This window comes from Kosakonia sp. PSU_27, assembly GCF_039409795.1.
In the GTDB taxonomy this organism is placed as follows: domain Bacteria; phylum Pseudomonadota; class Gammaproteobacteria; order Enterobacterales; family Enterobacteriaceae; genus Kosakonia.
Map to the genome: position 1 here is coordinate 98,213 of NZ_JBCIVK010000006.1, position 24,109 is coordinate 122,321.

Here is a 24,109-nt window from a genome sequence, read left to right on the forward strand (position 1 = left end):
CCTTCCGGCCAAAACCAGGAGGTTGCGTCATTTATTTAACCAACATTATACCGGCGGCAGATCGAACAGCAGGATTTCACTGTCGCTATCGGCATGCACCGAGATAGCCTGCTCATCCCAAATGGCCAGACCATCGCTGGTGGTGGCTTTTGTCCCGTTGATAGTGACTTCGCCTTTCACCACCTGGATCCACACGCGGCGTTCAGCGGCAATCTGGTGTACAGACTGCTCATCTTTCAGCAGCGCCCAGCGGTAAAGCTCCATATCCTGATGCACTTTCAGCGAACCATCACGCGCATCCTGCGATAGCACCAGTTGTTTGCCCTGCACCGCATCAAAGCGCCGCTGTTCATAGCGCGGCGTGATGCCGTTAGTTTCTGGAATGATCCAGATTTGGTACAGGCGCAGACGGTCGGTTTTGCTCGGGTTGTATTCCGAGTGGCGCACCCCAGTACCGGCGCTCATAATCTGGAATTCGCCCGCAGGAACCTGTTCTTTGTTGCCCATGCTGTCCTGGTGTTCAACCGCCCCTTCCAGTACATACGTCAGGATTTCCATGTCTTTGTGCGGGTGAGTGCCAAAGCCCTGGCCTGCATCGATTACGTCATCGTTAATCACACGCAGTGCCGAGAAGCCCATAAAATTTGGGTCGTAATAGTTGGCAAACGAGAAAGTGTGCCAGGAATCCAGCCAACCATGATTTGCATGGCCACGGTCATTTGCTTTGCGTAAGAAGATCATCTTGTTTACCCCCGTATGTTTTCGATGGAGTAAGTGTGGACGCAATTGACCAACGATCATAGAGGGTGAAAATTGACTCCTCTGTTCAAAAAAAGTGAACAAGTTGCGAGGAGTCTTTTTCAGTTATTTCGCGAGGGTTATCGTGGCAGGAGAAGCCTGCTCAAAAGCGCGTTCCAGCAGTTCAAGGTTGGTGAGAACTTCAGATTCCTTGACGTAATTTGGCGCACCGTTTGAAAGCGTTTCGTACAGCGCATCGTAGACGCGACCATAGTCGCCAGTTTCCGGAGCGACCTCTTCCCGCACCGTTTCACCCGCCGCATTCACATATTCCAGAACGCCCTTGCTGTCGTCAGCGGCAAAACCGGGTTCGCCCGGCATGATATTGGCTTTCAGGCTGGTTTCCTGCTGGTCGATACCGTATTTAATAAACGACCCTTTGGTGCCGTGGACGATAAATTTCGGGTAATCAATCTTCACCAGATGGCTGGTTTTGACGATGGCTTTTAAATCGCCATAAAACAGCTGGGCTTCGAAAGTATCATCCGGGTTGGCTTTATTACGCAGGCTGCGGATGTCATACGCGGCATGATCCGGGCGGCCAAACAGCGAAATGATTTGATCCATCGTATGCACGCCAAGGCCATAAAATGAGCCGTCCTGCGGCAATCCGGGTTTGGTTTCCGCTACCGGGCGGTAGTAATCAAAATGGCTTTCAATTTCCACGATGTTGCCGAGTTTGCCGCTTTCAATCGCCTTTTTCGTGGTGAGGAAGCAGGAGTCAAAACGACGATTCTGGTACGGCGTCACCGTCAGGCCTTTGCGTTTTGCCAGCTCAAACAGCGTTACCGCTTCCGCCATTGTCGGGGTGAATGGTTTTTCCACCAGCACATTTTTACCCGCTTCCAGCGCACGCTTGGCGTAGTCGAAATGGCTGTCGGCATGGGTACAAACGATCACCAGTTTGACCTGCGGATCATTAAAGATGTCGTCAATATCGCTGGTGAAGTGAATGTGTTGATACTGCGGATGCTGCTCTTCCGGCTTCGGGTGGCGGCGAAAAATATGCGCCACATGCCAGCTGTCTTTGCGGTGCAGAACATACGGTAGGTGATAACGGGTGGTGCTTTTACCAAAGCCGATAAAGGCGCAATGTAGCGTCATAATCCAGTCCTTATCAAGTTGACTCTCACAACCATAGCGCATCTGCAAAGGACGTGTCCCTGACCCTTTTCCCAAAAGGGCGGCAAACGGGAAGGCAAATCGCAGGCAAAAAAAAGCCAGCACGCGGCTGGCTAAGAAATACTGGAAGCAATGTGAGCAATGTCGTGCTTTCAGGATTACCGCAACGGTTTCCCTGAACGCATGGCAATAATAATCATTATCATTCGCACTTGTCCACTTTTTTTTGCAAAAAATGGCAGTTGACGCTTCGCCAGAAAGCCAGGAAGGTAGCTGTCTACCCCATCAACAGGAGAAGCAGGATGAGCAAGATAGTGGTACGCCATGCCGAAGCGCGCGATGCAGAATCTTTACGTCAGTTTTATGCGCAACCCGAGGTGTATCATAACCTGCTACAGCTACCTCATCCCCCTGCTGAACTGTGGGAAGATCGCCTGAAGCCGCAACCCGGCCGCCGCCAGTTGGTTGCCTGCATTGACGAGCAAGTTGTCGGGAACCTGACGTTAATGGTGGAACAAAATCCGCGCCGTAGCCATGTCGCCTTTTTTGGCATGGCGGTATCATCGGCGTTCCAGAACCGGGGCGTCGCCAGTGCGCTGATGCGTGAAATGATTAACCTGTGCGATAACTGGTTGCGCATCGAACGCATTGAGTTAACGGTGTTTGCTGATAACGCCCCCGCGCTCGCCGTGTACCGTAAATTTGGTTTCGAGATTGAGGGTACAGGCAAGCGTTATGCGTTGCGTAACGGCGAGTATGTTGATTCGTACTATATGGCACGAATGAAAGGCTAAGAAATTCCTCTCCCCAAACGGGGAGAGGAATTGTTCAGTATCCGGCGGTTAAATCATCCACCGAGCGGGGATCCGACGCGCCATACAGCGTACCGTCCGGCCCGACCATAATGCTCTGCGTACTGCCCATCGCTTCCTTCACTGCTACTTTTTGCCCTTTCTGTTCAAGCAGTTTTAACGTGTCCGGGCTAAAGCCTTTCTCGACGCGCAGTTCATCCGGCAGCCATTGATGATGAAAACGCGGCGCGTTGGTAGCTTCGGCGACATTCATACCAAAATCGATGCTATTCACCACTATTTGCAACACTGTTGTGATAATACGGCTACCGCCGGGGCTGCCGGTTACCAGCCAGGTTTTGCCATCTTTCAGCACAATGGTTGGCGACATTGAAGAGAGCGGGCGTTTGCCCGGCCCAATCGCATTCGCATCGCCGCCCACCAGCCCGTAGACATTCGGCACGCCCGGTTTGGCAGAGAAATCATCCATTTCGTTATTCAGCAGAATGCCGGTATTGCCAGCGACAATCCCGGTGCCGAATACCGTATTCAGCGTATAAGTGACCGCAACCGCATTGCCATCTTTATCCACCACCGAGAAGTGCGTGGTTTGGTTACTTTCGTAAGGCTCCAGCTTGCCGGGGCGGATCTGGCTGGAGGGGCGCGCTTTGTTGACATCAATCTGCGCGGCGATCGATTTGGCGTACTCTTTGTTGGTTAACGCCTGCCACGGCACTTTGACAAAGTCCGGATCGCCCAGATATTCCGAACGGTCGGCATAGGCATACTTCTCCGCCTCGGTCATCACCTGCATCGCATCCGCACTGCCAAAGCCGTACTTCGCCAGATCGAAGTTTTCCAGGATATTGAGGATTTCCACGATATGAATCCCGCCTGATGAGGGCGGTGGCATGGAGTAAATCTCGTAACCGCGATAGCTGCCGCTTATCGGCGTGCGCTCCACGGCTTTGTAGTTGGCTAAATCCTCTTTGGTGATAAGCCCACCGTTTTTGCTCATCTGCTGGGCGATTTGCTCAGCAATCGCGCCTTTGTAGAAGGCGTCCGGACCTTTCTCCGCAATCATCTCCAGACTTTTGCCGAGATTGCTTTGCACCAGCTTGTCGCCCTTTTTCAGCGGCTCGCCATCTTTCCAGAAAATGGCTTTGCTGGTTTCGTGGTTGGGCAACACTTCACTGCCATAGGTTTTCAAATCGCCCGCCAGCGCATCGTTCACCACAAAGCCCTGTTTCGCCAGCTTGATGGCCGGTTGCACCACTTTGTTCAGCGGCAGCGTGCCGTACTTTTCCAGCGCCAGCGAGAAACCTGCAACGGTGCCGGGCGTGCCGGACGCCAGATGAGAAGTCAGGGATTTTTTACTGTCCGGGTTGCCCTGATCGTCGAGAAACATATCGCGTGTCTCGCCAGCGGGGGCCATTTCACGGAAATCAATCGCCGTGACGTTCCCTTCTTTGCTACGAATCAGCATGAAACCGCCACCGCCGAGGTTACCAGCCTGCGGATGCGTGACCGCCAGTGCGTAACCAACCGCCACCGCTGCATCCACCGCGTTACCGCCCTGCTTGAGAATATCGACACCGACGCGCGTGGCAGTTTCATCCACCGAGGCAACCATGCCCTGTTTCGCTACAACAGGATGAAAGACATCGGCTTCAACCCCGTAAGACACCGGAGGCGGCGCGGTCGCCTGCCCTTCTGGCGGCGCCGCCGCAACGCCAAAACATCCTCCCGCCATCAGCGCGGCAATCGCCAGCCAACGCGCAAACTTCTGTTTCATCATCGTCGTTCTCCCGAGTAAGGGCTACAGTCCCCGCTTAAGCCTGGTTCACAACTCTTAAAAATGCATTGTCACGAATGAAAGCGAGTAAACTGATAGGAAACCTCAATGGAGGACAGGACGATGAAACGATTACTGATTCTGGCGGCGCTGCTGCCCTTTAGCGCCTTCGCACAGCCATTAAACACCACCAATGATCCGCACCAGCCGGGGTATGTGATCCCAAGCCAGCAGCGAATGCAGACGCAGATGCTCAACCAGCAGCAACAGCATCAAGGAATGCTGAAACAGCAGATGCAAACGCAAACCCAGCTGCAACAGCAACAATTGCAGATGCAGATGAACAACAATTCCCAACGGGTAAGGCAGGCGCAGCCGGGGGAGCTCAATCCCGGCGGCCAGCAAGTGCTCCCCAACAACAGCCCCGGGATGCTCAGCGGGGGAACAACTAGCAGCGGTATGACGCAGCAACATATGATGCCGCAAACGCAAAACGGCGACATGCTGCAAAGCACATCGCCGTCGACAACACCTTAGTACTGGAAGTGCGGCCCGATATCGTCAATTTTATCGGTGCAGATACAGTCGACGCCCCAGCGCAACAGTTCCGCCGCCCGTGCGGGCTGGTTGACGGTATAGACCAGGATGCGCAAGCCCGCATCGCGCAACATGCGTACGCGGGCTTCATCCAGCAGTTTATGGTTCAGATGGATCGATACGCAGCCCAGCCGTTCTGTGAGCACCTGCCAGTCATCACGCCACTCATCGAGCAGCAGGCCGCGCGGCAGTTCCGGCGCGGCTTGCTGCGCCGCTTCCAGCGCATCAATTTCAAACGATGAAAGCAGCGGCGGTGTCATCCCGGCCCACAACTCGCGCGCGGCCAGCGCCACCACTTTACCGGTGAGCGGCCCGGTGCCGGTGGTCGGTTTAATTTCGATATTCGCCATCATGCCGTGCTGGCGACAGCGCTCGGCCACCTGGGAGAGCAGCGGCAGCGGTTCGCCTTTGAATTCACCGCTGAACCAGCCACCTGCATCCACTTTCAGCAGATCATTCCACGCCAGTTCGCCCGCGACGCCCCAACCGTTACTGGTACGCTCCAGATTGTCGTCATGCAGCAGGAAAATCTGCCCATCTTTCGACAGCTTGGCATCGAACTCAATCATCGTGTGCCCGTAACGCGCGCCAACATCAATGGCAGCCAGTGTGTTTTCCGGTGCCAGTTTACCGCCGCCGCGATGGGCGACAATGTGGGGATATGGCCAGTTGCTCATACTCGTTGTCCTGTTTCACCATCAAATAAGTGCAGGTGATTTTCCGGCAAATGGAGCCACAGCGTGCTGCCTGCCGTCGGGCGATCCTGATGCGACAAACGCACCACCAGTTTCTGCTCGCCCCAGCGACCATGCGCTAAGTTATCCGCGCCGAGGATCTCCAGCGTGTCCATCACCAGCGGTACACCGCCTGCGGCCTGTGAGCTTAGCGCAATATGTTCCGGGCGGATACCCAGCGTCATCTTGCGGCCTGCATACCCGCGATAGTACCAGTTGATCGGCAGTGCCATGCCGCTCTCCAGTTCAAAGTGCGTACCGGCGCTGCTGATACGGCCATCAAGCAGGTTCATCGCCGGGCTACCGATAAAGCTCGCCACAAAGCGGCTGGCGGGTTTTTCATACACCTCAACCGGCGTACCAATTTGCTCCGCCACGCCTTTATTCATCACCAGCACGCGCTGCGCCAGCGTCATTGCTTCCACCTGATCGTGGGTAACGTACAGTGAAGTAGTGTTCAGACGACGATGCAGTTGTTGCAGCTCAAGGCGCATTTGCACACGCAGCTTGGCGTCAAGGTTGGAAAGCGGTTCATCGAAGAGAAACACCGCTGGATCGCGGACAATCGCGCGGCCCATCGCCACACGCTGGCGCTGGCCGCCAGAGAGTTCGCGCGGGCGGCGTTTTAACAGGCCCTCTAATTCAAGAATACGCGCCGCTTCCGCGACACGCCCGGCGATATGCTCTTTACCCATGCCGCGAATTTTCAGCCCCCACGCCATATTCTCTTCCACACTCATGTGCGGGTAGAGCGCATAGTTCTGGAACACCATCGCGATACCGCGATCTTTGGGTTCCATTTCGGTGACGCGCTGGGTATCAATCCAGATATCCCCGCTGGTTACGCGCTCCAGGCCTGCGACCATGCGCAGCAGCGTTGATTTACCACAGCCCGACGGGCCAACCATCACAATAAACTCACCGTCTGCGACATCCAGCGTCAGCGGCTGGATCACCTGGGTTTTGCCGCTGTCCCAACTCTTGGTGACCGCTTGTAATTTTAATCCTGCCATATAAGGTTGCATCTCTTGATTGTTCGTGAACGTCGCTGGCGGCCATTTTTGCCCAAGGCAAGGCGCGAGCGGCGAAGTTTGGTGGGCCCAAATAAAACGCGAGTAACGCAGCTTTGGGCAAAAATGGCCCCAGCCCTTCGGGACGCGTGCCGAAACCGCGTACTCTGCGTTGTCGGATTTGGACATAGGCCCACTATGTCCATCATCCTCCGCCTTGATTACGCGGTTTCGGCTCAGCGTCGACGTCACGCACAATCAAGGGATACAGCCTACTTCTCACTGTCGACCAGGCCACGCACAAAGGCGCGCTGCATGGCTAAAACGATAACGACCGGGGGGATCAACGTCAGCAACATCGCTGCCATGACCTGGTTCCATTGCGTGGTGCTTTCACCGCTGGCAATCATGCTTTTTACCCCCGCCACGGCGGTGCCAAGATTGACGTCGCTGATAATTAGCAGCGGCCATAAATACTGGTTCCAGCCGTAGATAAAGGTGATGACGAACAGCGCCGCGAGGTTGGTTTTTGACAACGGCAACACGATGTCGCGGAAAAAACGCATTGGCGATGCGCCATCAATTCGCGCGGCTTCCATCAACTCGTCCGGCAAGGTCATAAAGAACTGGCGGAACAAAAACGTTGCTGTTGCGGAGGCCATCAGCGGCAGCGTCAAACCGGTGTAGCTGTCGAGCATTTTCAGGTTTGCAATCACTTCCACCGTTGGGAAAATACGCACCTCAACCGGCAGCATCAGCGTGCAGAAGATCATCCAGAAGAAGAGGTTACGCAGCGGAAAACGGAACCAGACAATGGCGAAGGCAGAGAGCATCGATACGGCGATTTTGCCGACGGTGATGACAAACGCCATGATGAAGCTGTTGGTCAGCATCAACCAGAACGGCGCGCTATTCGCGCCAATACCCTTGACCCAGATGTTGCGCAGGTTCTCCCACAAGTGGGTGCCGGGGATCAGCGTCATGGGCGTGTCGTACACGGCGTTGATATCCAGCGTCGCCGTTACGAAGGCGACATACAGTGGGAACAGCACCACCGCAATCCCGAGAATAAGCATGATATGGCTGAATAATGTCAGCCCGGGGCGATTCTCAATCATTGGTAGCGCACCTTACTTTCAACATAACGGAACTGGACCACCGTCAGCACTATCACCAAAAACATCAGCACCACCGACTGTGCCGCAGACGTGGAGAGATCCAACCCGGCGAAACCTTCGCGGTAAATTTTATAAATCAGCGTCGTCGTCGCCTGAACCGGGCCACCGGCTGTCGCGGCGTCGATCACCGGGAACGTGTCGAAAAAGGCGTACACCAGGTTAACCACCAGCAGGAAAAAACTCACCGGCGCAATGAGCGGCAGCGACAATTTGAAGAAGCGACGGATCGGCCCGGCACCGTCAATGGCGGCGGCTTCAACCAGTGAGCGCGGAATTGACTGCAAAGCGGCAAAGAAGAACAGGAAGTTGTAGCTGATCTGCTTCCATACCGAAGCAAAAACCACGAGGAACATGGCCTGGCCACTGTTTTGCGCATGGTTCCAGTCATAGCCAAACTGCGCCAGAAAATGGGTAAGCAAGCCGCGGCCGGGGTTAAAGAGAAAAATCCACAGCACAGCGGCAACCGCTGGCGCAACGGCGTAGGGCAGCAGCATGAGCGTTTGATAAATGCGACTGCCGCGCACCACGTTATCCACCAGCGCGGCAAAAAACAGGGAAACCAGCAGGCCGCTAAACGTCACCCACGCGCTAAAGCGCATGGTGGTCCAGAAAGAGTCCAGGTAATAGCTGTCGTGAAACAGCGCGACGAAATTATCCAGCCCAACAAACTGGCTGGAGAGGCCGAACGGATCGACACTTTGTACCGAATACCACAGCGCTTCAGCCGCAGGCCAGATAAAGAAAATAATGGTGATAGCCAGCTGCGGCGCTACTAACACGTATGGGAGCCAGCGCGAACGAAACACCGGACGGGATGAGGACATAAGCAACTCTTTTCAGATAGGCCGGATAGCAACGGCCTACCGTTAAGTAGGCCGTCTTTGTCTGCCGGATAAGCTCTTTTCTCCCGGCAAAACACTACATCAAGACTTGGTGGACTGCTCGAAGCGGCGCAGCAGCTGGTTACCACGCTCAACGGCGGAATCGAGCGCCTGTTGCGGGGTTTTCTTACCGGTCCATACGCTTTCCAGCTCTTCATCAACAATGGTACGGATCTGCGGCATGTTGCCCAGACGCAGACCTTTGGTGAACGCCAACGGCGGCTTGTTCAGCATCTGACGCGTAGCGATATCTGCGCCCGGGTTCTTGTCATAGAAGCCCTCTTTACGCGTCAGATCGTACGCTGCGGTAGTGATCGGCAGGTAGCCAGTTTTCTGGTGCCACTCCGCTGCGTTTTCCGGTTTCGCCAGGAAGTCGAGGAACTGGGCAACGCCTTTGTAAGTGGCATTGTCTTTACCCTGCATCACCCACAGGCTTGCGCCGCCGATAATGGCGTTCTGCGGCGCACCTTTCACGGTGGCGTCATACGGCATCATGCCAACGCCATAATTGAATTTGGCGTAATGGCGAATATCTGCCAGCGAACCAGAAGAGGCAGTAGTAATGGCGCAGTCGCCGTTATAGAACTTCTCAGTGGACTCATCTTTACGCCCGAAGTAGCTGAAATCGCCTTTTTTGTTCAGCTCTTCCAGCATGGCGATGTGTTTCACCTGCTCCGGCTTATTGAACTCCAGTACCGCGTCAGTACCGTCAAAGCCGTTGTTTTTGGTCGCAACCGGCAGACCATGCCAGGCGCTGAAGTTCTCAATCTGGATCCAGCCCTGCCAGCCGCTGGCGTAGCCGCATTTCATCCCGGCCGCTTTCAGTTTGGCGGTGTATTCGGCCAGATCCTGCCAGGTTTTCGGCGGCTGATCCGGATTCAGACCCGCTTTTTTAAAGGCGTCTTTGTTGTAATACAGCACGGGTGTAGAGCTGTTGAACGGCTGAGAGAGCAAATGACCCGTTTTAGAATCGGTGTAGTAACCCGCAACGGTCGGCACAAACTGGCTTTCATCAAAGTTGATGCCCGCGTCTTTAAACACCTGGTAGACCGGTTTGATCGCTTTAGACGCCATCATGGTGGCGGTACCGACTTCGTAAACCTGCAAAATCGCCGGTGCGTTACCAGTACGGAAGGCAGCGATACCCGCGCTCAGGCTCTGCTCGTAGTTGCCTTTATAGATCGGTACGATTTTGTAATCCGGGTGGGTGTCATTGAAACGTTGCGCCAGGGAGTCAACTTCTTTACCTAACTCCCCTTCCATCGAATGCCAGAACGGAATGGTGGTTACCGCCATGGCGTTACCTGCAAAGACTAACCCCATCGCCAGACCCAAAGCTGTATGTCGTAACGTTGTCATTGTGCTCTCTCTTGTTATGCGGATGCGCGATTTCACGCGTTTTTATGCTCGCGAGGTAACATGACATGCTCGAATTACAGAAAAATAACCATTTAATTACAAATAGATGACAGCCAGGCGTCAGCAAAATGTCGCCAGGATGATGGTACGGTGAAGGAAAAATGGCGGTTAATGGGGCGGCCGTCGCGCTTTAGAAAGGAAAAAGGGCTTCCCTGTTAAACAGAGAAGCCCTTTGTAAAGGCGCTTAGAGGTATGCACATTACCGTTTCCCCTGAAAAGGCAGGGATTTCTCCCTGCCTCCAGGTTGCTACTTACCGGATTCGTAAGCCATGAAAGCCGCGACCTCGCGGAACCCATCTTTGTAACGAATTTCGCACAGCGATTTCCGTGTCAGATAAGTGAATATCAGCAGTGTGAAACACACGATAAATACGCACCAGATAAGGGTTCCTTGCGGTAGCTTCATAACCTGCGGCTCCTTGCCTTTCGGCGGGTAAGAGGCTACTCTACATGTGTCGAGCATATAGACAGGCCTCGTTGGTTAATTGAAAAATGACCTTCGGGGCTTTCTTCTTTCTGCCGCACAACTTTTTACCGTCATGAGGCAAAAAGCCTCAAGCGCCACCCGCATCATATCCCATCAAGCCGTCTGGTCGCATCGCAGGAAAACGTTTTTAAGACAAAAAAACCGGCCCTTGCGAGACCGGTCTAAATGCTATTACATCAACAAGTTACCCGCCCAGGTAAGCGCTGCGCACCGCTTCGTTCGCTAGTAACGCGTCGCCGGTGTCTTCCAGCACAACATGGCCGTTTTCCAGCACATATCCGCGATCGGCGAGCTTCAGCGCCTGGTTAGCGTTCTGCTCCACCAGGAAGATGGTCATGCCCTCTTTTCGCAGTTGCTCAATGGTGTCGAAAATTTGCTGAATAATGATCGGCGCAAGACCCAGCGAGGGTTCATCCAGCAGTAACAAACGCGGCTGACTCATCAGCGCGCGCCCAATCGCCAGCATCTGCTGCTCCCCGCCGGACATGGTGCCAGCCCGCTGGATGCGGCGCTCATGCAGGCGTGGAAACAGTTCATAAACCCTTTGAATACGCGACTGATACTGCTCACGATCGGCGAAAAAACCGCCCATCGCCAGGTTCTCTTCCACGGTCATCCGCGAAAAGACACGGCGACCTTCCGGCACAATTGCCACGGCTTCGCGCATGATCTTCGCGGTCTGCCAGTCGGTAATATCTTTGCCATCAAATACAATGCGCCCGCTGCTGGCGCGCGGATCGCCGCACAGCGTACCGAGCAACGTGGTTTTCCCCGCGCCGTTGGCACCAATCAGCGTCACGATTTCGCCCTGGTTAATATGCAGGCTGACATCATGCAGCGCCTGGATTTTGCCGTAGTGAGCGCTAACTTTGTCAAAAGATAACATCGCCTTTTCCATCTTATGCCTCACCAAGGTATGCGCGGATCACGTCCGGGTTATTACGAATCTCTTCCGGCGTCCCGTTCGCCAGCGGCGTGCCCTGGTTCACTACATAAATCCGGTCGGAAATCCCCATCACCAGCTTCATATCATGCTCGATCAGCAGGATGGTGGTGTTGTGATGGTTACGCAGCTCGACAATCAGCTCGTCCAGCTCTTTGGTCTCTTTCGGGTTCAGACCGGCCGCCGGTTCATCAAGCATCAGGATTTCCGGCTGCGTCACCATGCAGCGCACAATCTCCAGACGGCGCTGATCGCCGTAAGCCAGGTTGCTGGCCTGGCGGTTAGCGTGCGCTAACAAACCAATACGTTCCAGCCAGGTTGCGGCGCGGTCCAGCGCTTCACTCTGCGCACGACGAAACGCCGGCGTTTTCAACAGGCCAGAGAAAACCCCGGTTTTGAGCTGCTGATGTTGCCCCACCAGCAGATTCTCAATCACCGTCATTTCGCGAAACAGACGCACATGCTGGAAAGTCCGCACCACGCCCATACGGGCGATTTGCTGCCCCGGCAACCCTTCCAGGTGCTGGTCACGCAGCATAATGGTGCCGCCCGTCGGTTTATAGAAACCGGTCAGGCAGTTAAACACGGTGGTTTTGCCCGCGCCGTTCGGGCCAATCAGCGAAACGATCTCCTGCGGGCGCAGCTCTAACGACACATTGTTGACAGCCAGCAGACCGCCAAAGCGCATCATCAAACCGTTTACGGATAACAGTGGCTGACTCATGCCTGCTCTCCTTTCGCTTGCCCGTTTTTCAATTTCAACTGCGGACGGGTCATCGGCAGCAAGCCTTGCGGACGCCAGATCATCATCAGTACCATCAAACCACCCAGCATCAACATGCTGTATTCATTGAAATCACGCATTAACTCACGGGAAACCACCAACAGGATAGCCGCAAGGATCACCGCAAACTGCGAGCCCATACCGCCCAATACCACAATCGCCAGCACAAACGCCGATTCGGCGAAAGTGAACGATTCCGGGCTGACAAAGCCCTGGCGCGCGGCAAAAAGCGTACCGGCAAAACCGGCGAACGCGGCGCTGATGGTAAAAGCCGTCAGCTTAATGCGTGTCGGGTTCAGGCCGAGCGAGCGACAGGCGATTTCATCTTCACGCAGCGCTTCCCACGCGCGCCCCAGCGGCATGCGTAGCAGACGGTTAATCACAAACAGCGTCAGCACCACCAGCAGCAACGCAACCAGGTAGAGGAACACCACGCGGTCACTGGGATCGTATTCCACATGGAAGAAGTTGCTGAACGTGTCCCAGCCACCTTCACGGGCAGTACGGCTGAACTCCAGACCGAACAGGGTCGGTTTGGGGATCTGGCTAATGCCGTTCGGGCCGCCGGTGATTTCGGTGTTATTCAACAACAGGATACGGACGATTTCGCCGAAGCCCAGCGTCACAATCGCCAGGTAATCGCCGCGCAGACGCAGCACCGGGAAACCGAGCAGGAAACCGGCGGCGGCAGAAACCAGCCCCGCCAGCGGCAGGCACGTCCAGAACCCCAGACCGTAATAATGGTTGAGCAGCGCGAAGGTATATGCGCCGATGGCGTAGAAACCGCCGTAACCCAGCACCAGCAAACCGGAAAGCCCGACCACCACGTTCAGGCCGAGGCCAAGGATGATATAGATCATCGTCATGGTGGCGATATCTACCGTGCCGCGCGAAACAACAAACGGCCACGCCACCGCAATCACCAGCAGCGCCAACAGGAACAACTTCTGTTTGAGCGTAGAGCCATCAATCGCCGGCAGCACGAATTTCGGACCGGAAACACCCTTCAGGCTTTTCTGGAATACAGGCCGCAGCAACTGGAAGAAAAACACCACTGCCGTGCCGATAAAGATCCACTGCCAGCGGATATCCGCCGCGGTATCGACCACCAGTTTGGTGCCGTTCAGCTCCAGTTGCACGCCCATAAAGACGCTCGCCAGGACGAAAAACATCGCCGCTGAGAGCAGCGCCATCGCAAAATGCATCGGTTTCATACTTTTTCAACCTCCGGGCGACCGAGGATGCCGGTCGGCATCACCAGCAGCACCACAATCAACAGCGCGAACGACACCACATCTTTGTATTCGGTGCTCAGATACGCCGAAGAGAGGGATTCTGCGACACCCAGGATCAGGCCGCCGATCATCGCGCCCGGAATGCTACCGATACCGCCCAGCACCGCGGCGGTAAATGCTTTCATCCCGGCCATAAAACCGATATACGGGTTGATAACGCCATAGAACTGGCCAAGCAGCACGCCCGCCACCGCCGCCATAGCCGCGCCGATCACAAAAGTCAGCGCGATAACACGATCAGTGTTGATACCCAACAGACTTGCCATTTTCAGGTCTTCCGCACAGGCGCGACAGGCGCGCCCCATACGGGAATAGCGGATGAACAGCGTCAGCGCCAGCATGGCAACGAAGGTCACAATCCAGATAACCAGTTGCATAGTGGTGATCGCCGCAGAGAAGTTTTCGCTGCTGCCGACAACCCACTGCCCGTTAAACAGGCTTGGTAGCGCCACATCGCGGGAGCCTTCGGTCAGGCTGACGTAGTTTTGCAGGAAAATAGACATGCCGATGGCGGAAATTAGCGCAATCAGGCGTTTGGAGTTGCGCACCGGCCGATAGGCCACTCGCTCGATACTCCAGCCGTAAGCGCTGGCAATGATAATGGCACCGACGAAACCGGCCGCGACCAGCAGCCAGCTGGAGTCGATACCCATCATCATCAGCGCGGCGATGATCATAAAGGAGACATAACTGCCGATCATATAAACCTCGCCGTGGGCGAAGTTGATCATGCCGATAATGCCGTAAACCATGGTGTAACCAATGGCGATCAATGCGTAGGTGCTTCCCAGCGTGACGCCGTTAAACATCTGCTGCAAGAAATAGAGAAACTGCTCGGACATAACGTAACCTTCTAAAATCTCCCGGAACATTGCGCCCCGGGAGAGGGATGACAGTTATTTCGCCACGGACGACGAACCATCGGCGTGCCATTGGAAGACACCGAATTCAAATCCTTTCAGATCGCCTTTTTCATCCCAGTTCAGCGGCCCAATCACGGTTTTAGCCCCGTTGGCTTTTAAATCTTTAATCAGCGCCAGCGGCTCACTGCTGCCGGTGCGTTCCAGCGCGGTGGCCAGCGATTGCATGGCGGCGTAGGTGATCCACACATACGGGCCGCTCGGATCTTTCTTCTCGGCTTTCAGCGCATCGACAATACTCTGGTTCGCCGGATCCTGGTCATAACGCTTCGGCATCGTCACCAGCATGCCTTCTGCCGCAGCCCCTGCGATATTCGACAGCGAGGCGTTGCCCACGCCTTCCGGTCCCATAAACTGGGTTTTCAGACCGCTGGCGCGCGCCTGGCGCAGGATTTGTCCCATCTCCGGGTAGTAACCACCGTAGTAGACAAAGTCGATATTTTCTTTTTGCAAACGCGACACCAGCGCAGAAAAATCCTTCTCACCGGCGGTGATGCCATCGAAGAACACCACATTCGCACCGCCCGCTTTCAGCCCTTCCTGCACGGAGCGAGCAAGGCCTTCGCCGTACTGCTGCTTATCGTGAATAATGGCAATACGCTGCGGTTTCAGGGTGTTCAGGATGTACTTCGCGGCGGTCGGCCCCTGCGAGGAGTCCAGCCCGGCGGTACGCATAATGTGTTGATAGCCGCGCTGCGTCAGCTCCGGGTTGGTCGCACCGGGCGTGATCATCAGGATACCTTCGTCTTCGTAGATGTCCGATGCGGGCTGTGTTGATGATGAGCAAAGATGGCCAATTACATATTTCACACCGTCATTGACGATTTTGTTCGCCACGGCAACGGCTTGTTTTGGGTCACAGGCGTCGTCATATTCCTCGGCGACCAGTTTATCGCCCTTGATCCCGCCCTTAGCGTTGATATCGTGGATAGCCTGGCGCGCACCGTTGAATTCCATATCGCCCCACTGGGCAACCGGACCGGACATCGCACCGACAACCGCTACCTTAATATCCTTCGCCAAGGCCGCGTGAGACATCGCAAGTGCTACTATCCCCGCGATTAATGTCTTCGCGTTCCTTTTCATTGTTGTAAATCCCCATTCGTGATGTCGTGTTTACACTTCCTGCCTCAGGCAGCCGGAACGTTGGCTTGCTGTTGCCTGAATTATTCGTGTAATAATTTTGTTTTATTATGGTTAAAAAGCATTCTGTACTTTTAATGCACAACGCTATTTTTACCAGTGCCTTTAATGGTTTAGCGCAGTTTTTTAGCAAAAACCAGACTAAATCCTCTATTTTTCAGGCTATTAAGCAGAGATAATATTCTGTATTTCTTCCGAGATAAACAAAAAAAGCCCCGACATCAGCATAAAATAACGGCACATAAAGCGGAATAAAACGCTACCAATTAGGTTAAAATCCTGCCTGTTTTTCGATCTCCAATGTTTAACACTACGCCAACCGCTGCGGTAAAATTATTCGCCTGTCGAATGAAAAATAAAAAACGATCAAACCCTGCCATGCGAAATTGATTACACTCACACAATGTTTTGCGTTTTGGACAAGTTGTACATGAAATTGACTATCGTCCGACTGGTGACCTTCACCGAACAGGATCATATTGATTTAGCGAAAGTCTGGCCGGAATACTCCTCTGCATCTCTTGAAGTAGATGACACTCACCGTATCTACGCGGCGCGTTTTAATGACCGTCTGCTGGCTGCCGTTCGCGTGACGCTACTCGGCGTCGAGGGGGCGCTGGATTCCCTGCGCGTGCGCGATATCACTCGTCGTCGCGGCGTGGGACAATATCTGGTGGAAGAAGTGATGCGTGATAACCCGTCGATCACCAGTTGGTGGATAGCCGATATCGGCGTCGAAGACCGGGCCGTAATGGCTGCTTTCACCCAGAGACTGGGATTTACCGCACAGGAAAATGGCTGGGAAAAACGATAAAGCCCGCGCTGTGGATGTGCCTGGTGGCGCGATGCTTAACAGACCTGCCTTCAAAAAAAGAAAAAAAGCCGGGATTTTCCCGGCTTTTTCAATTAGTTCTGACCTGGACTTTCTCATCGCAGGAAGACAGCAAGTTCGCTCATCCCCGGAAGTTTACTGAAGTCAGTGACCGGGGTGAGTGCGTGCAGCCAACGCCAGTGCGGCGCGAAAGGCGACGGTCAGCCCAGGAAATCACTTAGCGTCAGTTGCTGTACCGTTCGCATGCCAGGTGAAGACCCCGAATTCAAAGCCTTTCAGATCGCCCTTCTCATCCCAGGAGAGCGGCCCCATGACGGTATCCACTGAATGGCCTTTCAGCCAGGTTGCGATAGCCGCCGGATCGGCAGACTGCCCCAAGCCTGCAGCCAGTGATTGCAGCGCAGCGTAAGTGGTCCATACAAACGCACCACTTGGATCCTGTTTCTTCGCTTTGATCGCATCCACAATCGGTTTGTTCGCCGGAACCTGATCATAGTTTTTCGGTTTGGTGACCAGCATACCTTCTGCGGATTCACCGGCGATGTTAGACAGGGAAACGTTCGCCACGCCTTCCGGTCCCATAAACTGGGTTTTCAGGCCAGCGGCACGAGACTGACGCAGGATCTGCCCCATTTCCGGGTGGTAACCGCCGTAGTAAACAAAGTCGATGTTCTCTTTTTTCAGGCGCGCAACCAGCGTAGAGAAGTCTTTCTCACCGGCAGTGATACCGTCGAAGAACACCACATTAGCGCCGCCTTTTTTCAGCCCGTCCTGAACTGCACGCGCCAGACCTTCACCATACTGCTGTTTGTCATGGATAACGGCGATGCGCTGCGGCTTCACTTTCTCCAGAATGTATTTCGCCGCGGTCGGGCCCTGGTCAGAATCCAGGCCGGTGGTGCGCAGCGTCAGTTTGTAACCACGCGCGGTCAGCTCAGGCGCTGTCGCCGCAGGCGTGATCATCAGAATGCCTTCGTCCTCGTAGATATCAGACGCCGGCTGGGTAGAAGAGGAGCAGAGGTGGCCGATAACGTATTTAATGCCGTCATTGACCACTTTGTTGGCGACCGCCACCGCTTGTTTCGGGTCACAGGCATCGTCATATTTTACTGCAACCAGTTTGTCGCCTTTGATCCCACCTTTGGCATTAATGTCGGCGATCGCTTGTTCAGCGCCGGTAAATTCCTGGTCACCGTACTGCGCAACCGGACCGGACATCGCCCCGACAACGGCAACTTTGATATCTTTGGCGAATGCCACGTTGCTCATTGCTAACGCAATACATCCTGCCAGTAACGCTTTACCCTTCATTTTCATCCTGAGTTTCCCCATTGTTATGGTTATTGCATTTGTTGTGATGTTGTTGTGTGGCACATTATTTCGCTTATTATCATAAGCAAAGAATATGATAGTAGTTTTTAGCCGTTCTGCCCGTGCCTGAGCAGCATACTCTGCTAAAACATACCCCATTTTTCGGAATATGGAATAACAATTTTGAAGGTTGTACGACAGACTGATGACAGAAAATGAGAAAGCCGCCCATCAGGCGGCTGAATAATTAATCCGTCAGCGACTGGGAGAGAATATCCAGCGCCTTGCGGAACTGAACTTCCGGAATGGTTAACGGGTAGAGGAAGCGAATAACGTTACCGTAAACCCCGCAGCTCAGTAGCAACAGCCCGTCCGCCAGCGCTTTTTCCTGCACCTGTTTAGTAAATTCAGCCGATGGCGCGCTGGTTTGCGGATCGTTAAATTCCACCGCGACCATGGAGCCCTGTGCACGGATATCAGCGATATAGGGGCATTGAGCTTTTGCGCGGTTCAGTACTTCCACCAGATGCTGGCCCAGATGGTTCGCCCGTTCGCAAAGATTTTCTTCTTCAATCACGTCCAGCACCGCATGTGCCGCCGCGATAGCGAGCGGATTGCCCGCATAAGTGCCGCCCAAACCACCCGGCGCAGGTGCATCCATCACCTCAGCACGCCCGGCCACCGCCGAAAGCGGCAAACCACCGGCCAGACTTTTCGCCATGGTGATTAAATCGGGTTTCACATCGTAATACTCGCTGGCAAAGAGCTTGCCAGTGCGGGCAAAACCGCTCTGCACTTCGTCAACGATCAGCAGAATACCGTGGCTATCGCACAACTTGCGCAGCGCCTGCATAAAATCGTTCGGTGCGACGTTAAAACCGCCCTCGCCTTGTACGGGTTCCAGCAGAATGGCGGCCACCTGATCCGGCGCGATATCCGCTTTAAAAATACGTTCCAGGCTTTTCAGCGCCTCGTCAGTGCTCACACCGTGCAGCGCGTTGGGATACTGGGCGTGGTAAATCGAACCGGGGAATGGGCCGAAGCCAATTTTATACGGCGCGACTTTGCCGGTGAGCGCCATGGTCATGAAAGTGCGACCGTGGAAACCACCGCCAAAGGTAATAATACCGGGGCGTTTGGTATAGGCGCGGGCAATTTTAACCGCGTTTTCCACCGCTTCGGCGCCAGTCGAGAAAAACGCCGTTTTCGCCGGGCCAGCAACCGGCACGCGTTCGTTAATACGTTCCGCCAGCGAGACATAGCTTTCGTAAGGAACAATCTGGTAAGCGGTATGCGTAAATGCCTGTAACTGTTTTTCCACCGCCGCCATCACTTTTGGATGGCGATGCCCGGTGTTAAGCACCGCAATCCCGGCGGCAAAGTCGATCACTTCGTTCCCTTCCACATCCCACAGCGTCGCGTTTTCCGCTTTTGCGGCGTAAAAACCGCACATGACCCCGATGCCACGCGGCGTCGCCTGTAAACGGCGCTGATTCAATTCATTGTTATTCACCTTGATTGCCCCCTGTCTGTGTATGCCCGCTTACCAAGTATATAGCGCCTTTGATAAAGCGATGTTTTACTCAGTCTCGCGCAAGCGCAGGGACACCGACAGGACAGCTTTCCTGCCGCGTTGTGACAGAAGACGAATGAACGCGTGATGATGTGAAGATAGTGGTGGCGGGATAATTCAGATAATAAAAAGCCGGGTGAGGCTTGCGCCGACCCGGCTTATTCACTGCAATACGCTTACGCTTCGATCGCGGCGCGCAGTTTTTTCATTGCGTTCTTTTCAAGCTGACGCACACGCTCAGCGGATACGCCGTAGCGATCGGCCAGCTCCTGCAAAGTGGTCTTGTTATCTTCGTCCAGCCAACGGGCACGGATGATCTGCTGGCTACGTTCATCGAGCCCCTGCATCGCATCGGTCAGCTTGTTGGCCGCCTGCTCTTCCCAGTTGTCATCTTCAATGCCGTCGGCAAAGTTAGATGATTTATCCTGCAGATAGAGCACCGGTGCCATCGGCTGGCTATCGTGCGCATCGTCATCGGAGGACATATCAAACGTCATATCCTGCGCCGCCATACGCGACTCCATTTCACGCACGTCTTTGCTGGTCACGCCCAGTTCACGGGCTACCATGTCCACTTCATCCTGGTTAAACCAGCCAAGACGCTGTTTGGCTTTGCGCAGATTAAAGAACAGCTTACGCTGAGCTTTGGTGGTCGCGACTTTCACGATACGCCAGTTGCGCAGCACATACTCGTGGATCTCAGCTTTGATCCAGTGCACGGCGAAAGAGACCAGGCGCACACCCACTTCCGGGTTAAAGCGACGCACGGCTTTCATCAGGCCAATGTTACCTTCCTGGATGAGATCCGCCTGCGGCAGACCATAGCCCGAATAGTTACGAGCAATATGAACAACAAAGCGCAGGTGAGACAGAATCAGCTTTTTCGCTGCTTCCAGATCGCCCTGGTAATGCAGCTTTTCAGCCAGTGCCCGCTCTTCATCAGCCGTCAACATCGGCCATGCGTTCGCAGCCCGGACATAAGATTCCAGGTTACCAACAGGGGCTAAAGCTAAAGTTTGCATTTCTTTGGTCATTCAAATCCTCTCAATTCACTTATCAGCTGGCGGCGGTCTGTCCCCATCAGGCAACAAACATGCCAGCGCTTTTGAGCAACGAGAATAGCATTCACATTTTTATCAGACAGTGATTTTATCCACAAGTTCCTTGTAGGTCTGTGAATAAATTACGCACAAAATGTGACATCAGGATGATAAACCGGAGCAAGGAACCTCAGAAGGGATATTACGCTTCCCTGCTACGGGAATACTTCACGTGCAGGGAAGGAGTATACCAGAGATTCTTTAGTCCGGAGTAAAGTGACGTAAATGTTGCACCGTTGCCAGCCAGGCGGCAATCCAGCCAATCATTGAACACACCAGCAACAGCAGCAAGCACTCGTCAAACGACAGCCCACTCAGCTCAAACTGCGTGCCGAACACTTTCGCCACTTCCGTGACCGCCGACGACAAGCGCATCACCAGGATTTCCGACAGGATCAGCGATAAAAACGCGCCGGAGAAACCGAGCAACGCGCCGCCATACAGGAACGGGCGCAGGATAAAACCGTCTGTCGCACCAATCAGTTTCTGCACGTTGATGGTATCGCGGCGGGCGAAAATGCTCAGCCGCACGCTATTGCCGATCACCAGGAACACGGCCGCAACCATCAGTACACCAATCATGGCTGCCACGCGCCCGACCAGGCCAGTCAGCGACGCCAGCCGTGCAAACCAGCTGTCGTCCATGCGCACTTCATCAATACCCTGAATGCGGGAAATGCGGTCACGCAACGTGTTCAGCGAATCCGTACTCTGAAAATCCAGTTTCGGTACCACTACCGCCACGGCGGGCAGCGGGTTCTCTTCGAGCATATCCAGCGCGCCGCCAAACCCGGACCAGTTACGGAACTCGCCCAGCGCATCTTCGCGTGACAGGTAATTGACCTTTTCCACGCCCTGTTCGGACTGGAGTTGCCCCACCACCTGCTGCGCCGCGTTGTCATCCAGCGCTTTATCGAAATAGACGGTGATCTGCGGCGACGGATAGTACTGCGATGCGGCCTGATTAACGTTTTTGTAGACCATGTAACAGACGCTGGGCAGTGTCAGAGAGATGGCAATGACCATCACCGTCAGGAACGTCGCCAGCGGTTTGCTTTTCAGATCCTGCAACGCACCGTGCCAGGCGTAGCGTACCTGCTCGTTAAAGACGTTACTCTTACGCGAAGGCGCTTTAACTGGCGCTTTGCCGCGACGCGGCGCATTACGGTTGCCCTCGCTGGAGGACGTGGACGATTTACGAAAACGGTCTAATTTGCTGCCAAACTGCCGAATGTGGTTTAGTGCATCGCGCTTATTCACCCGCCAGGCCTCCATGCAAATGACCGTCGCTCAGGCTCAGCATGCGGTACGAACGACGGGAAATCAGCCCAATATCGTGCGTTGCCATCAGCACTGTTACCCCTACGCGGTTAAATTCTTCAAACAGACGTAAAATCCCTTCAGACAGCGCTTCATCCAGGTTACCGGTCGGTTCATCCGCCAGCAGCACGGCGGGTTTATTCACCACCGCGCGGGCAATACCCACGCGCTGTTGTTCACCGCCGGAGAGCTGGATCGGGAAGCTTTTCGCTTTGTCGAGCAGCCCGACTTTATCCAGCGCCGCCGAGACGCGACGGCGAATATCATCGCCGCTGGCACCCGCGATAATCAGCGGGATCGCCACGTTATCGAACACGGTTCTGTCCATCAGCAGGTGGTGATCCTGGAAAATCATCCCGATTTGACGACGCAAAAACGGCACTTCCCGGTTTTTCAAACGGGTAATATCGTGGCCGCCAAAGAGGATTTTCCCGGCGCTTGGCCGCTCAATCCCACAAATCAGCTTCAGCAGGGTACTTTTCCCTGCACCGGAATGCCCGGTCAGAAAGGCCATCTCGCCCTGCTGCAGGTGAAATGTCACCCCCTGCAGCGCTTGTCTCCCACCGAGATAGGCTTTGCTGACGTGTTCAAAGCGAATCATTGTTAATCCTCTCGGGCAAAAAGTGCCTCTATAAAATCGCCCGCATTAAACGGACGTAAATCTTCAATACGTTCGCCGACGCCGATGTAGCGGATAGGAATGCCAAACTGATCCGCCACCGAGAAAATAACGCCGCCCTTGGCGGTGCCATCAAGTTTGGTAAGCGTAATACCGGTTAAACCGACAGCCTCGTGGAACAGTTTGGCCTGGCTAATAGCATTTTGCCCGGTGCTGGCATCAATCGTCAGCATCACTTCATGCGGCGCGTCTTCGTCCAGCTTCTTCATCACGCGGACAATTTTCTTCAACTCTTCCATCAGGTGCGCTTTGTTCTGCAAGCGGCCTGCAGTATCGGCAATCAGCACATCGATATGGCGCGCTTTCGCCGCCTGGATAGCATCGAAAATCACCGAAGCGGAATCCGCTCCGGTATGCTGGGCAATCACCGGGATATCGTTACGCTGGCCCCACACCTGAAGCTGCTCAACTGCGGCGGCACGGAAAGTATCCCCCGCCGCCAGCATCACCGATTTACCCTGCTGCTCAAACTGGCGCGCCAGCTTACCGATGGTGGTCGTTTTACCTACACCGTTGACACCAACCATCAAAATCACAAACGGGGTTTTGCCTTCAATGTTAAGCGGCTCATCCACTTTGGCGAGGATCTCGCTCATCTCATCTTTCAGCAACCCGTAAAGTGCTTCCGCATCGCGCAACTGCTTGCGGCTCGCGCCTTCCGTCAAATTGGTGATGATTTTGCGCGTGGTTTCCACCCCGACATCGGCAATCAGCAACTGCTCTTCCAGCTCTTCGAACAGATCATCGTCGATCTTTTTCCCGCGGAACAGACTGATAAATCCGGAACCGAGGTTTTCTTTGGTTTTAAGCAGGCTGCGTTTCAGGCGCGCGAAGAACCCTTCTTTGGTCGGTTTTTCCTGCTCCTGCACGGATTCTTCAACCGGCACGACAACCACCGCTTCTTCCGCCGCTTCAGCGGCCAGCGCTTGCGCGTCCAGCTCTTCATCGCTTAGCGGAACATCGTCTTCTTCCAGCGGTTCAGCTTCCGCCTGCCACTCTTCAGCACCGATCTCCTGCTCAGCCACCTCTTCCGGCAGCGGCAGTTCTTCATGTTCGATAACCGCCGGGCTTTCGTCTCTCTCAGCTTCCGCCGGCGCCTCTTCGTGCACCAGTTGCTCGCTAACCTCAACAACCTCTTCGGCGAATTTTTCGCTGTCGGCAGCAGGCCCGGCAACCGGGGTTTCTTCAACCGGCTGCTCAGCTACCGGTTGCTGTTCGGTTTGCGCCTCTTCAGCCTTCTCTTTCTGCCCAAGGCCAAGCCAGGAAAAAAAGCCACGTTTCTTCTCATTTGCCATTGGCGACCACACTCCTCGCTATTGTTTCATGGCGCAGCCCGTCTGCACGGCCGGGACTGAAAACATTTGTTAATTAGTCGGATAGTCTACCACTTTCCTCAA

The 24,109-nt window shown here is 54.5% G+C and carries 23 protein-coding genes and 1 pseudogene; 3 read left to right on the forward strand and 21 right to left on the reverse strand.

Translation table 11 applies throughout. The features are described 5' to 3' along the window. Nucleotides 1-45: 45 nt before the first annotated feature. Complete coding sequence (locus AAIG26_RS16220; protein WP_343180967.1) at nt 46-741, reverse strand: pirin family protein; 696 nt, start codon at nt 739-741, stop codon at nt 46-48. A gap of 123 nt (nt 742-864) precedes the next feature. Beyond that, nucleotides 865-1,902, reverse strand: coding sequence for an oxidoreductase (locus tag AAIG26_RS16225; protein ID WP_020455577.1), 1,038 nt, complete (start codon nt 1,900-1,902; stop codon nt 865-867). Between the two features lie 320 nt (nt 1,903-2,222). Between AAIG26_RS16225 and yhhY the strand changes: the two genes are divergently transcribed. Further along, nucleotides 2,223-2,714, forward strand: a complete 492-nt coding sequence (yhhY, locus tag AAIG26_RS16230) for an N-acetyltransferase (RefSeq protein ID WP_020455578.1) — start codon at nt 2,223-2,225, stop codon at nt 2,712-2,714. A 34-nt stretch (nt 2,715-2,748) separates the two neighbouring features. On the opposite strand, the gene ggt is transcribed toward yhhY, so the two are convergent. Beyond that, a complete protein-coding gene (gene ggt, locus AAIG26_RS16235) occupies nt 2,749-4,509 on the reverse strand; it encodes a gamma-glutamyltransferase (protein WP_343180968.1) in 1,761 nt (586 codons plus the stop codon). A gap of 120 nt (nt 4,510-4,629) precedes the next feature. Between ggt and AAIG26_RS16240 the strand changes: the two genes are divergently transcribed. Next, nucleotides 4,630-5,043, forward strand: a complete 414-nt coding sequence (locus AAIG26_RS16240) for a DUF2756 family protein (RefSeq protein ID WP_343180969.1) — start codon at nt 4,630-4,632, stop codon at nt 5,041-5,043. Here the strand turns inward: AAIG26_RS16240 and ugpQ are convergent. The 12 genes and pseudogenes from ugpQ to livK form a co-directional block, all read right to left on the reverse strand. Next, nucleotides 5,040-5,780: a glycerophosphodiester phosphodiesterase gene (gene ugpQ, locus AAIG26_RS16245; protein ID WP_343180970.1), complete on the reverse strand. Its 741-nt coding sequence runs from the start codon at nt 5,778-5,780 to the stop codon at nt 5,040-5,042. The two genes, AAIG26_RS16240 and ugpQ, sit on opposite strands and share 4 nt — an antisense overlap. Next, nucleotides 5,777-6,850 carry a sn-glycerol-3-phosphate import ATP-binding protein UgpC gene (locus AAIG26_RS16250; protein ID WP_017459562.1) on the reverse strand — a complete coding sequence of 358 codons (1,074 nt, stop codon included), beginning with the start codon at nt 6,848-6,850 and terminating at the stop codon, nt 5,777-5,779. The genes ugpQ and AAIG26_RS16250 overlap by 4 nt, the downstream gene beginning before the upstream one ends. Nucleotides 6,851-7,119: 269 nt before the next feature. Continuing rightward, the gene (gene ugpE / locus AAIG26_RS16255) at nt 7,120-7,965 is read right to left on the reverse strand and encodes a sn-glycerol-3-phosphate ABC transporter permease UgpE (RefSeq protein WP_045507774.1); all 846 of its coding nucleotides are present in this window, start codon (nt 7,963-7,965) and stop codon (nt 7,120-7,122) included. Beyond that, the gene (ugpA, locus tag AAIG26_RS16260) at nt 7,962-8,849 is read right to left on the reverse strand and encodes a sn-glycerol-3-phosphate ABC transporter permease UgpA (protein WP_020455584.1); all 888 of its coding nucleotides are present in this window, start codon (nt 8,847-8,849) and stop codon (nt 7,962-7,964) included. Before ugpA ends, ugpE begins: the two co-directional genes overlap by 4 nt. A 99-nt stretch (nt 8,850-8,948) precedes the next feature. Further along, nucleotides 8,949-10,265, reverse strand: coding sequence for a sn-glycerol-3-phosphate ABC transporter substrate-binding protein UgpB (gene ugpB, locus AAIG26_RS16265; protein WP_017459565.1), 1,317 nt, complete (start codon nt 10,263-10,265; stop codon nt 8,949-8,951). A 307-nt stretch (nt 10,266-10,572) separates the two neighbouring features. Continuing rightward, nucleotides 10,573-10,671, reverse strand: coding sequence for a Hok/Gef family protein (locus tag AAIG26_RS16270; RefSeq protein WP_231943034.1), 99 nt, complete (start codon nt 10,669-10,671; stop codon nt 10,573-10,575). Then, nucleotides 10,640-10,708: pseudogene (locus AAIG26_RS16275) on the reverse strand (DUF5431 family protein); the annotation flags it as partial. The pseudogene AAIG26_RS16275 and the gene AAIG26_RS16270, both read right to left, overlap by 32 nt. 288 nt (nt 10,709-10,996) lie before the next feature. Further along, complete coding sequence (gene livF, locus AAIG26_RS16280) at nt 10,997-11,710, reverse strand: high-affinity branched-chain amino acid ABC transporter ATP-binding protein LivF (protein WP_044489515.1); 714 nt, start codon at nt 11,708-11,710, stop codon at nt 10,997-10,999. 1 nt (nt 11,711) lies between these two features. Beyond that, a complete protein-coding gene (gene livG, locus AAIG26_RS16285; protein ID WP_020455588.1) occupies nt 11,712-12,479 on the reverse strand; it encodes a high-affinity branched-chain amino acid ABC transporter ATP-binding protein LivG in 768 nt (255 codons plus the stop codon). Next, nucleotides 12,476-13,753: a high-affinity branched-chain amino acid ABC transporter permease LivM gene (locus AAIG26_RS16290; protein WP_045507767.1), complete on the reverse strand. Its 1,278-nt coding sequence runs from the start codon at nt 13,751-13,753 to the stop codon at nt 12,476-12,478. Before AAIG26_RS16290 ends, livG begins: the two co-directional genes overlap by 4 nt. Beyond that, entirely contained in the window at nt 13,750-14,676 is a 927-nt protein-coding gene (livH, locus tag AAIG26_RS16295; protein WP_020455590.1) for a high-affinity branched-chain amino acid ABC transporter permease LivH, read from the reverse strand. The genes AAIG26_RS16290 and livH overlap by 4 nt, the downstream gene beginning before the upstream one ends. 54 nt (nt 14,677-14,730) lie before the next feature. Next, complete coding sequence (gene livK, locus AAIG26_RS16300; protein WP_343180971.1) at nt 14,731-15,840, reverse strand: high-affinity branched-chain amino acid ABC transporter substrate-binding protein LivK; 1,110 nt, start codon at nt 15,838-15,840, stop codon at nt 14,731-14,733. A gap of 487 nt (nt 15,841-16,327) precedes the next feature. Here livK and panM point away from each other — a divergent pair, with 487 nt between their 5' ends. Then, nucleotides 16,328-16,711 (forward strand): aspartate 1-decarboxylase autocleavage activator PanM, encoded by a 384-nt coding sequence (gene panM / locus AAIG26_RS16305; RefSeq protein WP_044489748.1) that lies wholly within the window; start codon nt 16,328-16,330, stop codon nt 16,709-16,711. Nucleotides 16,712-16,942: 231 nt separating this feature from the next. Here the strand turns inward: panM and AAIG26_RS16310 are convergent, their stop codons facing one another. The 6 genes from AAIG26_RS16310 to ftsY form a co-directional block, all read right to left on the reverse strand. Next, nucleotides 16,943-18,046: a branched-chain amino acid ABC transporter substrate-binding protein gene (locus tag AAIG26_RS16310; RefSeq protein ID WP_141402823.1), complete on the reverse strand. Its 1,104-nt coding sequence runs from the start codon at nt 18,044-18,046 to the stop codon at nt 16,943-16,945. A 241-nt stretch (nt 18,047-18,287) separates the two neighbouring features. Beyond that, nucleotides 18,288-19,553: a 4-aminobutyrate--2-oxoglutarate transaminase gene (locus tag AAIG26_RS16315; RefSeq protein ID WP_343180973.1), complete on the reverse strand. Its 1,266-nt coding sequence runs from the start codon at nt 19,551-19,553 to the stop codon at nt 18,288-18,290. 236 nt (nt 19,554-19,789) lie between these two features. Further along, nucleotides 19,790-20,647 carry an RNA polymerase sigma factor RpoH gene (gene rpoH, locus AAIG26_RS16320; RefSeq protein ID WP_045507756.1) on the reverse strand — a complete coding sequence of 286 codons (858 nt, stop codon included), beginning with the start codon at nt 20,645-20,647 and terminating at the stop codon, nt 19,790-19,792. Nucleotides 20,648-20,914: 267 nt separating this feature from the next. Beyond that, complete coding sequence (ftsX, locus tag AAIG26_RS16325) at nt 20,915-21,973, reverse strand: permease-like cell division protein FtsX (RefSeq protein ID WP_343180974.1); 1,059 nt, start codon at nt 21,971-21,973, stop codon at nt 20,915-20,917. After that, entirely contained in the window at nt 21,966-22,634 is a 669-nt protein-coding gene (gene ftsE, locus AAIG26_RS16330; RefSeq protein WP_017459577.1) for a cell division ATP-binding protein FtsE, read from the reverse strand. Before ftsE ends, ftsX begins: the two co-directional genes overlap by 8 nt. 2 nt (nt 22,635-22,636) lie before the next feature. Next, nucleotides 22,637-24,007, reverse strand: coding sequence for a signal recognition particle-docking protein FtsY (gene ftsY, locus AAIG26_RS16335; RefSeq protein ID WP_020455597.1), 1,371 nt, complete (start codon nt 24,005-24,007; stop codon nt 22,637-22,639). Nucleotides 24,008-24,109: the final 102 nt, after the last annotated feature.